This is a genomic window from Paenibacillus sp. 01T442 (genome assembly GCF_056398345.1).
The window spans coordinates 207,275-222,362 of sequence record NZ_JBFTPF010000001.1; the positions used below are offsets into that span (position 1 = coordinate 207,275).

Here is a 15,088-nt window from a genome sequence, read left to right on the forward strand (position 1 = left end):
TTATAGGCAAACAGCCTTAAACATATCATATTGATTTGAGGGGGAAGAATACATGAATTTTAAAAAGATGGGGTTATTATCAGTGGTAAGTATCCTTGCGATAACTGCTGCAACTGGCTGTAGCGGAAATACGAACTCTTCAGCGGGATCTACATCATCCGTTCAGAACCAAACTACTGATAGCAAAGAATCTTCTGTTGATATTGAAGTATGGGGAACCAATGTCGGCTTCAAGCCCATCACCAAAGACAGCAAGACATACACATTTCTGAAGGAAAAGTTAGGTGTGGGCGTAATTAACCCGTATGTGGAATGGGGTGGAGGTACTAACTACTTAAACCAGTTGAACCTGAAGATCGCAGCTGGTGAAACCCCCGATTTGTTTCTACCTTATGGGGGCTCCGAGACCACCTTGGCCAAAAACGGTGCTATCGCAGATCTGACAGAACTTTTGCCCAAATATGCACCGAATGTATGGCAAGCCATTCCTCAGGATGTTTGGAATGTTGTCAAAGCAAATGACCCTACTGGTCAGGGCAAAGTTTATTACATTCCTTTGGTAGTAGACTACGGAAGATACGCTAGCATGATTCGTCAGGATTGGTTGGATAAGCTGGGCTTACAGATGCCAAAGACACAAGAGGAATATGTAAAAGTACTTGAGGCATTTCGAGATAAGGATCCCAATGGAAACGGTCAGAAAGATGAAGTTCCGACCGGCGGTCGTCAAGAGGCGCGATGGATGGACCATCTGTTTGCTATGTACGGTGTAGCCATGCTCGAAGGTTACCCGGATTGGGACTTGTACGACGGTAAACTGACTTATTCCGCGGTAACGCCGAATATGAAAGCTGCTTTGGAATTCGCTGCAAAATTATATAAAGATGGATTATTGGATAAGGAAACTCTTCTTAACGACAAGTCCAAGTGGGAGGGTAAGGTTAACTCTGACAAGGCTGGTAACTACTTCCAATGGGTGGAGACACAAAATCTTAATTTGGATGCTTTGCAAAAGAACACTGGTGTGAAGGGCCAGTTCTCTATACTTCCCGTACCGGAAGTCCAAGGATATAAGGGCTTTTATACGCAGAAGAGGAGGATTGAACCACAGTGGGTTGTCAAGAACAACAAAGACCAGACGAAACTGATGGCCTCATTAAAGCTGCTTAACAATATGTACGATAAGAAGATTTGGAAAGATCTTTATCTTGGTGTAGAAGGAATGCACTATACGATGAAAGATGGAAAGGCCGTGAAACTTCCGGAGGACAAGAGTACTCAAGAGAATATTGGGCTATTTAATACGACTTCAAGTTTGGCGACACTTGACTTTACGATCGACCTCCTTAAGAGTACTGCATCGGCAGACACCATGTGGGAGATTGATCAGACTGTCAAAAATATGCAAGAAGCTCAGAAATACGTCAAGCCCATTGCCGGTGATGGCTTGCCGGCTACCATCTATGAGGGCTTCCCGGACATCAAAAATCGCAACTTGTATATCGAATACGCAAGCAAGATTATTACGGGGCAGTATCCGATCAGCAAATTCGACGAATTTGTAGACAAATGGAACAAATCAGGCGGCGAAGAAGCAACGAAGCTCGCGAGAGAATGGTATGCGAAATTAAAAAAATAATCGTTTGATCAAGAATATCCGCCTTGCTTCGATTCGAAGACGGGCGGATATTTCAATAACAGGAGGCTAGCATGAGCAATCGACTTAGGGAAGTGCTTGAAGGTCAAGAACGTAATTACATCCTTCCTTTTCTCTGGCAGCATGGGGAGGAAGAGCAGGTGATCCGGGAAGAAATAGCCCGTGTTCATGAATCAGGCATCGGCGCGGTATGCATTGAAGCTCGTCCTCATCCGGATTTTCTCGGGCCAAAATGGTGGGCGGATATGGACATTATTATGGATGAGGCTCGAAATCGGGGCATGAAGGTTTGGTTGCTGGATGATGATCATTTTCCAACAGGACATGCGGCAGGCAAGGTGAAGGAAGCTCCTGAAGATCTTCATCGCAAGTTTTTGGCTGAACGCTACATCGATACGCTCGGCCCTGCCAAAGGCACATCGTTGCTGCTGGATACCTTGTTGATGCGTGGACTTCGACCAACGATCTCACTTCCGGAGCGGGCAACTGGAAAAAATAAACTAATCTCCGTTATCGCGGTCCGCCGTCATCCAACAAGTGGAGATTTACTCAGCGATAGTATAGATATCACGGATCTTGTGCAAGACGGTATTCTGTACTGGGATATCCCTGAAGGGTATTGGCGCGTATTTATTATCACAGAAAATAAGGATGGCGGCAGTCTGCAACAGGAAGATTATTTGAACCCGCTGGATCGAGATTCCGTTCGTATTCTGCTCGATTCGGTGTATGAGGCTGTGTATGAAAGATACAAGGCTGATTTCGGCAAAACGTTTGCTGGTTTTTTCTCGGATGAACCTGGATTTTACAATGACAAGACAACTTTCGACTTCACTTCAAGACCAGGCAAAAAAGGCGTGCCACTTCCATGGAGTAGTGAATTGCCAGCAATGTTTGAGCGTGCGCTAGGCGCAGATTACCGCAAACACCTTCATCTACTCTGGCATGACGCAGGAGAACAGACACAAATTGTGCGGTACACCTATATGAATATAGTTAGCAATCTCTACGCGGTCAACTTTTGCAGCCAAATCGGAGAGTGGTGCAGAGCCCGTGGAGTCGAATACATTGGACATGTTCTGGAAGACAACAACGTGCATGCCAGACTTGGCTCAGGAGCTGGACATTTTTTCCGTTCCATGTGGGGACAAGATATGTCTGGCCTCGATGTGGTGCTTTGGCAGATCGTTCCCGGCTTTGATGAACTATCTTTTAGCAAACCGGGCGGGGATACGGATAGTGAATTTTTCCACTACGGGCTTGCCAAGCTTGGGGTATCTCTTGGGCACCTCGATCCGAAGAAGCAAGGCAGGACGATGTGTGAAGTGTATGGGGCGTACGGCTGGGCGGAGGGCTTGAAGCTCATGAAATGGCTGACAGACCATATGCTGGTCCGCGGCGTCAATTATTTTGTTCCGCATGCCTTTACCCAAAAGGATCCGGATCCAGATTGTCCACCGCATATGTATGCGGGCGGGAAAAATCCTCAGTACCGCTATTATAAACATTTAAATCATTACATGAATCGGATGAGTCACCTGATTTCAGGCGGAAGGCATGTAGCCACTGCGGCTGTCGTATATCATGCGGAAGCTGAATGGTCGGGGGAAGCGATGCTTTTTCAGAAGCCAGTGAAGCAATTGATGCAGCATCAGATCGACTGCGATATCTTGCCTATCGATATACTTCTGGAAGCAGCAAGCGTGAAGGACAGCAAGCTGCATGTTCATAACGAGGATTTTGCATGCCTTATCGTGCCATATGCAGAAGCGCTCCCAGCAGCGGCGATTCGCCGGTTGGCTGAGTTTGCCGAACTAGGTTTAGCTATACGTTTTGTCGGTGGGCTGCCGATACGATCGAGTGAAGGCAGTGAGGTTTCCGTTGAACTAGCTGGGCTTGCTGGTCACCAACATGTAAGAGTTGTTGCACTAGACGATTTGGCACAACAGCTTATCGTGGATGGACATTATGAGATTCAGACTGACGCTTATGAACCCTATCTTCGGAATTACCAATACGCACATGATGGTTTGGACGTGTTTATGTTCTTTAACGAACATCCGCATCAAACCATTCGCAGAAAGATTGTCTTGCCTCTCAAAGGTGATGTATATGCTTATGATGCCTTTATCAATCGACTGACAAGGATCAATGAAGAGCAGGAGAACGGTGCGAACGCAACAGTGGACATTGTTCTTCATCCGTATGAATCCATCGTACTTATCCATGGTACTGACCTTGAAGGATATGATCGATCACCGCAATATGCAGGTGGTTCGGAAGTTGAGATAAACAGCGAATGGACGGTGTTCATTGCTACGGCGGAACAATATCCTCATTTTGAGGAATGGGGAGAAACAGTGGCTTTAACCAATATGAGCGGAGCAGATTGCTTGCCGAGATTTTCGGGAACCTTCCGTTATGAAACAGAATTTGAGTGGCATGATACGGCGAATCAAGGTCTTCATTTAGAGTTAGGTGAGGTCTATGAAACCGCACAAGTATGGATCAACGGTCAAGAAGCGGGTGTTCGTATTTGTCCTCCATACTCTTTAGCAATCGATGGCCTTATACACAAGGGTAAAAATAAGTTAGTCGTAGAAGTTACGAATACGATGGTGAAAGAGTGCCCTGATTTCTTGTCGGCTTATGCGCAGCAGGAACCAAGCGGACTTATCGGTCCTGTTCGGGTGATTAAATAAAAATTAGTTACCAAAGAGAAGAAGAAGGTAAACCGATCTCCGGTGGACTTGTCATTGAAGTATCCGAAGATGAGTTTATTTTGGCAGGAATAAGGTTCACGGCAGAGTGGCTTCCTAAACGTGGTGAGAACGCTAAGGTCGATTATATCAGAATAGAAGAAGGGACCTTCGATAAGGATGTATGGATGACAAGTAGTATACTTAACGGCGATGAAGCGAGTAGGATCTCCATAAAAAATAAACCATCGGCGCTGAACGTTGAAATGTATAAATATGAGTAAATTCAGAGGGAGCATGGAGGACATTAGATTTTAGTTTCTTTCATCGCGAGTGCGCTCTGCATTGATTACATGTTTTTTCCTTTTTTTTGACCACGCCCCTTTATAGGGGCTTTTTTGCATATTTTCTGTTATATCTTGGATCTAATGAATGTTATTATGTTGCAAATGCAACATAATTGGGGTAGTATAGCTCTACTGATTATGTTGAATTTGCAACATAATAAATGGTTTAAGGAGCTTAATTATGAAAGAAATCCTTCGTGAGATTGGAATGATCGCTAGGGCATTAGATTCAATTAGTAATATCGAATTTAAAGAGTATGACCTTACAAAAGGTCAGTTTTTGTATCTTGTACGGATATGTGAAAGCCCAGGAATCATTCAAGAAAAGTTAGCTGAAATGGTAAAGGTAGATCGAACAACAGCAGCTCGTGCCATTCAAAAACTCGAAATGAATGGGTTTATTGAAAAGAGAGATGACATACTGAACAAAAAAATTAAAAAGCTCTTTCCAACAGAGAAAGGCGAAAATGTGTATCCTTTTATAAAAAGTGAACATGACTATTCTAATAGCGTTGCACTAAACGGGTTATCAGAAAGCGAAGTAGAAAGCATTTTTTTTCTTCTTCAGAGAATAAGAGAAAATGTTGTTAAAGACTGGGAATTCGTAAAAAAGGGAAACAAGAGGAATTATTGATTTTAAAAAAGGAGCGACAAAGTGGAATGACAATACATCTACAAAAGTGTATCTTTGACGACTTATGTAAACTTCAAGAAATTAGTGTTGAAACATTTACCGAGACATTTAAGGATCAAAATTCACCTGAAAGTTTGAAAGCTTATCTAGAAAGGGCATATAACTTAAAACAGCTAGAAAAAGAATTATCTGATCCCTTTTCGGAATTCTTTTTTGTTTATTTGAATGATGAAGTTGCAGGGTATTTAAAGGTCAACACCAATGATGCTCAATCTGAAGAGATGGGTGACGACTCACTTGAGATTGAGCGGATCTATATAAAAAGCAAGTTTCAAGGGCATGGACTTGGCAAATATTTGCTAAACAAAGCGATAGATACTGCAATGGAACGTGATAAGAAGAAAGTTTGGCTAGGGGTATGGGAAGAGAATGAGAATGCTATTGCTTTCTATGAAAAAATGGGATTTGTCCAAACAGGATCTCACTCTTTCTATATGGGTGATGAAGAACAAATTGATTTTGTAATGACCAAATTACTCATATAACTTTCTTTAATGGCTTTCAACAAATGGTATTATGCCAGAAAAGATAACAAGTTAGGAGTAAACAAAGAATGAAGAAAAGTTTAGGCATGTTCAATAAAGTTTACGCCATGCAGCTGGCAACCATTTTTATTGGATTTGTCATCTTCGGGTTCTCGGAAAATATAAAAGGTCCGGCTATGCCACGTATTCAATTCGATTTTATGTTGAATGAGTCCCAGCTCGGCACTTTATTATCTTTGAATGCCCTGGGTTATTTAATAGCCTGTTCCTTTACAGCATATTTGACCAAAATATGGGGGATCAAATGGGTCACCGTTGCCGCGTTCGCCTCTATGGCCGTATCCGGCATCCTAATCTATTTCTCTCATTTTTACACGTTGTTCTCAGCATCGTATTTCCTAATGTATCGGCAATGGGATGTTGGAGATTGGCCTGGCTATTCTAAGCGCTCGGATTTTCGTGAAAAACACGGGCATGATGATGAATATGACGCATGGCTTTTACGGCTTAAGTTCAACGGTCGCTCCACTTATCGCAACTGGCCTTATGAAAGTGACGATTGCAGGCCACACACTGGATTGGCGCGGGATGTACCTGGTGATGCTGCTATTGTCTGTGATCCCGATTATGATTGCGTTGTTCAGTACATTCCCAGTAGATGATGTCTCGCATGAAGACCGTATTTCATTAAAAGCCTTGTTGAAAGACCGGGTATTATGGTTAATGGTACTGGTCCTTACGTTTGGAGTTGTATCAGAATTGGCTGTAGGCGGCTGGCTCGTTAACTTTCTAGAAAAAGCTTATGACTGGGATACCGTTAATGCTTCTGGCATGTTGTCTATCTTTTTCTTATGCTTCTCACTGGCCCGGCTATTTATTGGACCACTAACAGACCGGATAGGGTTTGTATTATCCCTCATAATTTCTTCAGGGTTTTCGGCATTATGTACCCTAGTTGCCATAATAGGTGGGGAAAGTGTCGCGTTCATGTTTGCTGCTTCTGGTATAGGCATTGCGATGATTTATCCAACAGTGATGGCTTTTATCGCCAAGAGATATCCGAAGGGTAGTGATACAGTTATCACATTCACGGTAACGTTGATGGGAATAGGCAGCGTAATAGGCAATTATCTCATTGGGAGAATCACAGGGCTCGTCAAACACATGGTGGGGGAGGATTCGCCCACAAGCTTGCTTCGAGGACTTCAAGCTGGCTACGGCTTTATTGGATTATGTGCAGCATTATGTGCAATAACGGGACTTATTTTATACGTACATTTGTATAAGAGAAAAGAAGTCATCTAAATCATAGAAACGAAACGCCAATAAAAATAATTTGTTATTATTCGTTCATGCCAAGGCCCAGCGTTGAAATCATTATGTATACCCTGCATTAGTAACTACTATAAAAAACGCCCTCAATTTGGCCGCTTGTGCTCAAACGATGGCGTTTTTTTAGTTTACACTTTTATATAAGGTCTCGTCCGCTGTCACTTTCTGTATAGATGGATATAAGTACGATTGCCGTCTCTTCCCCTATATTTCTTACCACATGGGGTGTGCATGCGTTCCAACTGAACGAATCGCCCTCTCCGAATTCAGCCCCATCCTCTCCCTGCTCTGCGTAAATGCTGCCTTTAATAACTAAATGGACCTCTTCACCTTCATGTGCATGAGGTGTATCTCCTGTAGAGGCTCCGGGGGGAAGCTCTACAAGCATCATTCTAACGTTCTTCGTAGAGCTCAGGTGCTCCACCTTCAGAAATTCGGAGCCGCTTGTTGTGGTTCTTCGTTCATTCTTTCGAACAATATTCATGCGATCTTCTTTCTTAAGGAGCAAATAAGCTAATGGCACATTCAAAGCCTGCGCTATATGTTCCAACGTTGCTATAGAGGGGGAAGTTTTATTAGTTTCAACCTGACTCATGAAGCCTTGTGACAAGCCGGTCTCTTCGCAAATTTGAGCGATGGTGATATTTTTTCTCTTCCGAATCGCTCGAATAGTTGAGCCGATATCCATCCTCATGCACCCCCTTAAATATTAGTAATAAGAATTATAATTTTATATTAGCAATTTTCATATTGACAAGTCAATGTATTTTGCATTAAATTAGTTATATAAACTTTATTTTTTTATTACTAATATTTTATAGAGGAGAGATTACGAATGACGAAAACAGCAGTTATTTCAATCATTATGCGTGTGGTGATAGGAATCATATTTATGATGCATGGAATCGATAAGCTTCAAATGGGACTCAGCAATGTTGAGGCGTGGTTTAGCTCAATCGGTATACCGGGATTTGTAGCTTATTTCGTAGCAATACTTGAACTTGTCGGCGGTATTATGCTGATTGTGGGATTGTTTACTCGTTATGTATCTGGCTTGCTTGTAATTATGCTAATGGGTGCAATTGTAACAACGAAGCTTTCGGTAGGACTTCTGGGAGATGGGCAAATGGCTGGTTATGAATTGGATCTTGGATTTATGTTGGTTTTGTTGTATCTGGTTGTTGGTGAGCAATCGACGCTCTCAGTCGACCGTCTTATTATGAACAAACGCTGAGCATAACTTACAACGAAGGAGGATTTTTATGAATCCCACTTATCACTATGACATTCATTTACCGGCCAATATGGACCCGGACAAGAAATATCCAGTCATCTTTACCTTGCACGGCAAGGGCTCTAATGAAAGAAATATGTTCGGTTTGGTCGCTCCGTTGGCAGATGATTTCATCATAATCGGCATCCGCGGCAATCTACTCCTTGGCTCGGGTTATCAGTATTATGATTTGAAAAGCTTAGGCAATCCCATCCGTGAGATGTTTGATGAAGCGGCAAAACAACTCGAAGCTTTCATTTATTATGCGACGGAAAAATATCCAATCGATACAGGCAAACGGTATTTGCTGGGGTTTAGCCAAGGTGCAATTCTGTCGATGACATTAGCACTTACGATGGGAGTTGAGCTGAAGGGAATCGTTTCCCTGAACGGGTACGTTCCTGACTTTGTGAAGTCGGAGTATCCGCTGCGAAGTGTGAAGGATGTATCGGTATTTATTTCACATGGCGAGTATGATTCCGTATTCCCAGTTCGGATCGGTCACGAGACGGCGGCATATTTCAAGGATCAAGCGCCGCGCCTAACATTTAAATTATATCCTACCGACCACGGCGTTTCGGAAGAGAACCAATTTGATTTTCTGAATTGGCTTAAGCAGGATGCTGGTTTGACTATAATTAAGGAGTGAGAAGCGATATGATGCCTTCCTATTTTTTCGCGCATGGCGCCCCGTCGATCGTACTTGAGGACAACGCATACACACAAATGCTTAAAAACTTTAAGGACCATACACCTAGACCGAAAGCAATCGTGCTCTTTAGCGCTCACTGGGAAGAGTCGAAACAGACGGTCAGCGCTGCTGAGGCGTATGAAACCATTTATGATTTTGGCGGATTTCAAGATGAACTTTATACGATGACCTACCCGGCTAAGAGCGATCGTTCGCTAAGCGAGCATGTTCGAGCACTATTTGAAAAGCAAGGCATTCAGAGTGTTCTGAATGAGAGTAGGGGACTTGATCATGGAGCTTGGGCGGTTTTGAAGCTGCTGTATCCGGAGGCGGATATCCCGGTTGTCGCTCTATCCGTGAATCGATATCTGAGTAACGAGCAACAGTATCAGATCGGCAAAGCGCTGGGGGAACTTAGGGAACAAGATGTTCTCATTATCGGAAGCGGAGGAACCGTTCATAATTTAAGAAGATTGAATTGGCAGTCTGAAGGTAACGACGATTGGGCCGAGCAGTTCGACAACTGGCTTCAGAATAAGCTTGAGTCATGGGATACAGAGGCGCTATTTCAATATCAAGAGCTAGCTCCCAATGCCCAAGCAGCCGTGCCAACGAGCGAACATTTTATTCCGCTGTTTCTTGCAATGGGATCCGGGGACTCCAATCGTCAGGCAAAGCTGCTTCACCGCAGCTACCAATACGGGAACCTAAGCTTAAGCTGTTGGCAATTTAACTAATGAAGCTAAATGAAAGAGGGCGGATCGGATGAAATCCGCAGGTAAAGCGGCAATGGAGAGAATAATTATTTTCTCCATTGCCGCGGTTTATATTGTTCAGCAACTGACGCAACTGGAGATGCTGACTCCTGTGCTGGGATGCCTTGTCTTTTTGGCAATCGCTCTATTGTTGCCGAATCTGAAGGGGGTAACTTTCTGGCTTACAGTATCCTTTATGGTTGTCGGAACTGTCCTCATGTTGTTTCAAAAAGTGGAGGCTTCGGTTTGGTTTGAGTCAGCGGGAATTAACGTGACGATCGTAACGCTTTTTCTATTCGCGCCGTTGTTCGGGATTCCAGTCCGGATTCCCGAATACGTCGAAGCTCTGAAGCGTTTCTACGAAGAAAACTTTCGCAGCAAAGCAGCTTTATTCATAGGAACGCAATTTCTTACACAAATTATGGGTGTGTTTATCAACGTCGGTTCGATTCCTGTCGTATATCAAATGGTGTTTGTAAAGCCGCAACCCGGTATGTCTCGGCTGCTTGCCAATGCATTAAACAGGGGATTCGCGGGGGCGATACTATGGTCGCCGTATTTTGCTGCGATGACGCTCGTGACATCGGCTCTTCATCTGTCTTGGTCTTCCGTTCTTCCTTATATGCTCGGATTAGCTGTCCTAAGTCTTGTCGTAAGTTTGGCGGTCGATTTCAGAGAGCTGCGGGCGGCTGAAACGGAGCCACCTCAACAGGAAATGGCTGAGAAGCAGGGGAGTGCGGTGTTTCCGAAAGGGCTTGGCATATATTTAATATCCGCAATAATCGCCATTTTGATATTGGAACGGTTAGTCCAGTTGCCAATGGTGTTGTTAATTTGTATGGCAGCGGTATTATTTCCGCTAATTTGGTGCATGGCTAAGGGAGCGATGGCCGTGTACAGACAAGGGTTGAAGAATCATGTTACCGTTACGCTACCCGCCTTGCAGAAGGAAATCACACTATTTTTGGCTGCCGGATTTTTTAGCGGTTCAATTGGCGCAACCAGTTTCGGATCCTCAATTCCGGCAATGCTCGAGCAAATACCACTGTCGGTAACCATTACATTCTCGCTATTCACGGTGGTTCTCATTGCGGGATCATCGTTAATTGGTCTTCACCCGATTGTGCCGGTAACCATTCTTGCAGGCGGCATCGATCCGGCGAGCGTGCAGATAAGTCCATTGTATTTCGGAGTGCTGTTGTTGGGAAGCTGGAGCTTATCCAATCCCATATCACCAGCCTCGGCCGTGAACAATTTACTGGCGGGTTTGTTTAAGAAGCCGGTGTTTGAGGTGGCTGTGCCAAATTACAAATTCGCTGGCTGTATGGCAATCGTGCTCATTATTTATTTGATGGTTGTGTTAGGGAATTAAGAAAGATAGATGATCATGTGTCGGAAATCCCAATTGCAAATTGAAAAGGAGAAGTATCCATGCCAGTGGCTCAAAGATTTGATCCTAAAGTGATTTCACTTTTACAAGAGAAAATAAAACTGATCAAAACCGATGAAGGGGCGGTATATCTTGTCGGACCCATTAAGCTGCCAGTTAACTTATTTGGGGAGACCATCCAGTTTAATTGGTACTGCTGGCTCAATTGCAATGAAGTGACGGAAGACTTTGAGCGTATTGTCGCCAAATTATCTGCTGCTAATTTAGCGGAATATCAACAATCGAGTGTACTTGTTCATGGAGATTTTCAACATACAGATCATGCCTTGATTCGTTTTCACTCCATTTGTCATACCGGAGATATTTTTGGCAGTAAGCGATGTGACTGTGGATATCAGCTTCATCAGTCGTTGAAACATATTGCCGATCATGGAAGCGGCGCGTTATTTTATCTGGCTAATCATGAAGGACGAGGTATTGGGCTCTTCAGCAAAGCGCTTGCCTATATTTTACAAGAAAACGGATATGATACCGTGGATGCCAATCTTCAGCTTGGTTTTGTGGATGATTCACGTGATTATAGCGACGCTATAAAGGTGTTAAAAGCACTTCGAACGAAGCCGGTCACACTGATCACAAATAATCCAAAAAAATTAGATGCGCTTAGTAAAGCGGGGCTGGATGTAGAGGATCGGGTGCAGCTTTGGGGAGATGTCTCCGAGTATAACGAGAAATATTTGAAAACGAAAATCGAGCGGTCCGGGCACTTGAATGGAGAAGAAGGCTGTTGTAATAATGACTGACCACAGGTTAGTCAGATAGATCCAAACCCGCTTGTTGACTCTGTCGTTTTGTACGAAAGCTCCTCCTTCAAGTCATTTGTATAGGAGAAGTCATGGAAAATAGCCATGGCTTTTTTCTTGTCGCTAACGAGGGTATTTCATGTCGTTAGACTTTACTTGTTCACTTTTAGGTGTAGTATGAGTTGACAAAAAATCCTTCCTCCCGTATCATTTAAACAGTCGTTTTAAATGATTGTTTAATAAGGGGAGTGGTAGAAATGGGATCGTCAATAGCGGCTTTTTTGAAGCCTGCAACAACCAAGGTAGGGATTATTACAGCGATTACGTTTCAGTTGCTGTTTAGCATCATATGGATGACTGGGTATTCGGGAGTTTCGGATAATACGAAGAATTTGAAGATTGCGATCGTGAATGAAGACCAAGCCATGGGTGGCAAAATTGTTCAAAGCCTGCAAAGCAATCTCCCTTTCCAAACGGAGGTTATCGCGTCAAATGAAGAAGCTCAGAGCAAGCTAAACCTGCGTGAAGTGCAAATGGTTATGCACATTTCGCCGGATTTTTCGAAAAAATTACAAACGCCAGGACAGACAGCCCCAATCACCTATACGGTTAATGAGTCGAATCCGTCGATGACGAAGTCGATCATGCAGGCTGTGGCTGGGAACATTACAGCTACGGTAAATAAAGAAGCAGTCGCGGCAGGGGCATCGGCTGTCTTGACACAGATGAACCCTCAACTTCCAGCTGAACAAGCGACTCAGATTGCACAAGGGTTAGCGAGTAAAGTGAGTTCAGATATCCAAAGCACCAATAAAGTAAAGGATATGCCGAATCAAATGCTGCCTATGATGCTTGTGCTAGCTTCCATCGTGGGTACGATGATTATGGGGATGAACTTCAGTGTAACGACAAATCTCCTAGGTGCTTCTCTATCTAAAACGCAAAAAATGGCTGCACGTATTGGGATTACGGTGGTTGCTGCGATTGTCGTTGGACTCATCAGTGCCATCATGGTTGTCTCTTTGGGTGGGCATGTAGATAAAGGATTTGTTGCTCTTTGGGGCTTTGAATCATTGTTCTTATTGACGTTTGCTCTAGTTGCTCAAATGTTTTTGACATTGTTTGGGAACGCAGGTATGCTATTTAACATTGCTATGTTATCCCTGCAGTTGGTCTCATCCGGTGCGATTGTACCTAGAGAGCTTCTGTCAGATTTCTATCATTCGATCAGTAATTTCTTCCCGGCAACGTATGCAGTGAACGGGTTGATGAATATTTTGTTCGGTGGACCTGGTGTTGGCAGCGAAGTTGGCTTTTTATTTGTGATTGCCGCGGTGGCGCTTGTTATTGATATGGTGGTTGTATTTGCGAAAAAAGTAAAGACAGCTCCAGCGGTAGGGCGTGTTCCATCAAACGCTTAACTTAGAATTAGGAGGGCGCTAGGCATGGTTCATCAAGAGTCAGATATGAAAATGAAAATTCTATTGGCCGCGAAAAAGCTGTTTGCACAGCATGGATATGATGCGACTAGCGTACGTCAAATATGTGAGGAGGCCGGGGCCAATGTGGCTCTGGTTTCCTATTATTTTGGTGGAAAAGAGAGCGTTTTCCATGAAATATTTAAGCAGTTTTTTCCTATTATTAAATTAACGGAGTTTTATGAAGTGGAAGATCCACTTGCTGGCATCCAACAGGTGATTAGAGAAGTTGTCAAAATCCGAAACGAAGATCCGCAGCTGATTAGCTTGATTCAAATGGAGATTATCACGATTACACCGCGAGTGGATAAAATGAGGGAGCTTGTTTTCCCGCTGTGGAAAAAGGTTCGTGATTTATTGGACAAGGGTAGACAAGATGGAATCTATGAGTTTGAAGGGCTGGATAGTACGCTCATGTTTGTGTTGGGAGCTATGTTTTTTTACAAGCAGCGCGAGTTCTTCGAACCGATGTTTACAGAGGAACGTCCAGACATGGAGACGCTGATTGGGCAAACGACGGCATTCATCATGCGCGCGCTCGGGTATAACAAATAGCAGAGCGCTTTCATTTGATACCCCTAAATTTAATGTAAATAGATGTTGAAATTTGGAAGTTTATGTGATACTTTTAGTGTATTGTTTCGAACTGATGATCATATAGTTTGATTTGCGAAGAACGCAAATGTCGGAGATGAATTCTCCGGGGTTTGCGTTTTTTCGTTGTATTTGTAGGTGGGAGGAAGGAGGTGATCGATTGAATCGCAGGAGAAGCCTGCTGATTAGTGTGGTTGCAGCATTGTTGGCTGGATTGCTCGTATACGGGGTATATGTGTTGCAAGTGAATCAGGTCGAGCTGCAGCAGACGGTTCAGGTTGTGGTGCCGAAGGACTTTATTCGAGCGGGTCAGTTCATTCATGAAGATATGGTCGAGTTCAAGGCGATTCAGAAAGGCAGTTACACATCGAGTATGATGACCAAGCTTTCAGATGTTATTGGGCAGGAATCCATGATTCCTTTAGGCACACAGGAGCCTATTCTGAAGTGGAAGTTGAATCGTTATCATCTCCTTCCTAATGAGCAACAGGCCACTTTTCAAATTCCCAAAGAGTATCTGCTTACGGTTTCGAATGGTATTCGTGCGGGAGATCGTGTTCGTATGTATGTGTCGGGGAGCGATGGCAGTTCACGCAGGTTGTTTGGTGACAAGGAAATTACGGTGGCTTCTGTGAAGTCATCCGCCAATGTCGAGGTAGACAATCCGAAGAACTCCAATTTGCTTTCCAAGGCTCAGGGAGATGAGCAGAAGATGTATACCTCCAGACTGGAAGCTAATGGTGCCATAGATCAGATCAATTTAAATTTGACGGAAAATGAATGGCTCCAGATTGATCAATTATGCTCAGGGAAGAAAGCTAAGCTGGTCATTGCTTTTAGTTCCACGTCAATTCAAGTCCAAGAGTAACATGAAGTTTGGCAAAAAGAGA

At 43.7% G+C, this 15,088-nt stretch carries 14 protein-coding genes and 1 pseudogene; 14 read left to right on the plus strand and 1 reads right to left on the minus strand.

What is annotated here, in order from left to right:
- The first annotated feature begins 52 nt into the window (after window positions 1–52).
- The 6 genes and pseudogenes from AC1DLM_RS00920 (at window position 53) to AC1DLM_RS00945 (ending at window position 7,187) form a co-directional block, all read left to right on the plus strand.
- The gene (locus AC1DLM_RS00920; RefSeq protein WP_477568785.1) at window positions 53–1,639 is read left to right on the plus strand and encodes a type 2 periplasmic-binding domain-containing protein; all 1,587 of its coding nucleotides are present in this window, start codon (window positions 53–55) and stop codon (window positions 1,637–1,639) included.
- A gap of 71 nt (window positions 1,640–1,710) precedes the next feature.
- Entirely contained in the window at window positions 1,711–4,359 is a 2,649-nt protein-coding gene (locus tag AC1DLM_RS00925; protein WP_477568786.1) for a glycosylhydrolase-like jelly roll fold domain-containing protein, read from the plus strand.
- A 2-nt stretch (window positions 4,360–4,361) separates the two neighbouring features.
- A complete protein-coding gene (locus tag AC1DLM_RS00930; protein ID WP_441987839.1) occupies window positions 4,362–4,640 on the plus strand; it encodes a DUF5597 domain-containing protein in 279 nt (92 codons plus the stop codon).
- Between the two features lie 244 nt (window positions 4,641–4,884).
- Window positions 4,885–5,337 (plus strand): MarR family winged helix-turn-helix transcriptional regulator, encoded by a 453-nt coding sequence (locus AC1DLM_RS00935; RefSeq protein WP_477568787.1) that lies wholly within the window; start codon window positions 4,885–4,887, stop codon window positions 5,335–5,337.
- A 26-nt stretch (window positions 5,338–5,363) separates the two neighbouring features.
- Window positions 5,364–5,882 (plus strand): spermidine/spermine N(1)-acetyltransferase, encoded by a 519-nt coding sequence (paiA, locus tag AC1DLM_RS00940; RefSeq protein ID WP_477568788.1) that lies wholly within the window; start codon window positions 5,364–5,366, stop codon window positions 5,880–5,882.
- Between the two features lie 68 nt (window positions 5,883–5,950).
- Window positions 5,951–7,187: pseudogene (locus AC1DLM_RS00945) on the plus strand (MFS transporter).
- Window positions 7,188–7,350: 163 nt separating this feature from the next.
- Here the strand turns inward: AC1DLM_RS00945 and AC1DLM_RS00950 are convergent.
- On the minus strand, window positions 7,351–7,902 hold the full coding sequence (locus AC1DLM_RS00950) for a helix-turn-helix domain-containing protein (protein WP_441987635.1): 552 nt from the start codon (window positions 7,900–7,902) through the stop codon (window positions 7,351–7,353).
- 147 nt (window positions 7,903–8,049) lie between these two features.
- On the opposite strand from AC1DLM_RS00950, the gene AC1DLM_RS00955 reads away from it, so the two are divergent.
- From AC1DLM_RS00955 to AC1DLM_RS00990, 8 genes are all read left to right on the plus strand, one after another.
- Window positions 8,050–8,448 (plus strand): DoxX family protein, encoded by a 399-nt coding sequence (locus tag AC1DLM_RS00955; protein WP_441987636.1) that lies wholly within the window; start codon window positions 8,050–8,052, stop codon window positions 8,446–8,448.
- A gap of 28 nt (window positions 8,449–8,476) precedes the next feature.
- The gene (locus tag AC1DLM_RS00960) at window positions 8,477–9,136 is read left to right on the plus strand and encodes an alpha/beta hydrolase (RefSeq protein ID WP_441987637.1); all 660 of its coding nucleotides are present in this window, start codon (window positions 8,477–8,479) and stop codon (window positions 9,134–9,136) included.
- A gap of 8 nt (window positions 9,137–9,144) precedes the next feature.
- Entirely contained in the window at window positions 9,145–9,915 is a 771-nt protein-coding gene (locus tag AC1DLM_RS00965) for a DODA-type extradiol aromatic ring-opening family dioxygenase (protein WP_477568789.1), read from the plus strand.
- Between the two features lie 28 nt (window positions 9,916–9,943).
- Entirely contained in the window at window positions 9,944–11,305 is a 1,362-nt protein-coding gene (locus tag AC1DLM_RS00970; protein ID WP_477568790.1) for a hypothetical protein, read from the plus strand.
- A 59-nt stretch (window positions 11,306–11,364) separates the two neighbouring features.
- A complete protein-coding gene (locus AC1DLM_RS00975) occupies window positions 11,365–12,126 on the plus strand; it encodes a GTP cyclohydrolase II (RefSeq protein WP_477568791.1) in 762 nt (253 codons plus the stop codon).
- A 257-nt stretch (window positions 12,127–12,383) separates the two neighbouring features.
- Window positions 12,384–13,547 (plus strand): YhgE/Pip domain-containing protein, encoded by a 1,164-nt coding sequence (locus AC1DLM_RS00980; RefSeq protein WP_477568792.1) that lies wholly within the window; start codon window positions 12,384–12,386, stop codon window positions 13,545–13,547.
- A gap of 24 nt (window positions 13,548–13,571) precedes the next feature.
- Window positions 13,572–14,159 (plus strand): TetR family transcriptional regulator, encoded by a 588-nt coding sequence (locus AC1DLM_RS00985; protein ID WP_477568793.1) that lies wholly within the window; start codon window positions 13,572–13,574, stop codon window positions 14,157–14,159.
- Between the two features lie 199 nt (window positions 14,160–14,358).
- Window positions 14,359–15,066, plus strand: a complete 708-nt coding sequence (locus tag AC1DLM_RS00990) for a CpaB family protein (RefSeq protein WP_477568794.1) — start codon at window positions 14,359–14,361, stop codon at window positions 15,064–15,066.
- Window positions 15,067–15,088: the final 22 nt, after the last annotated feature.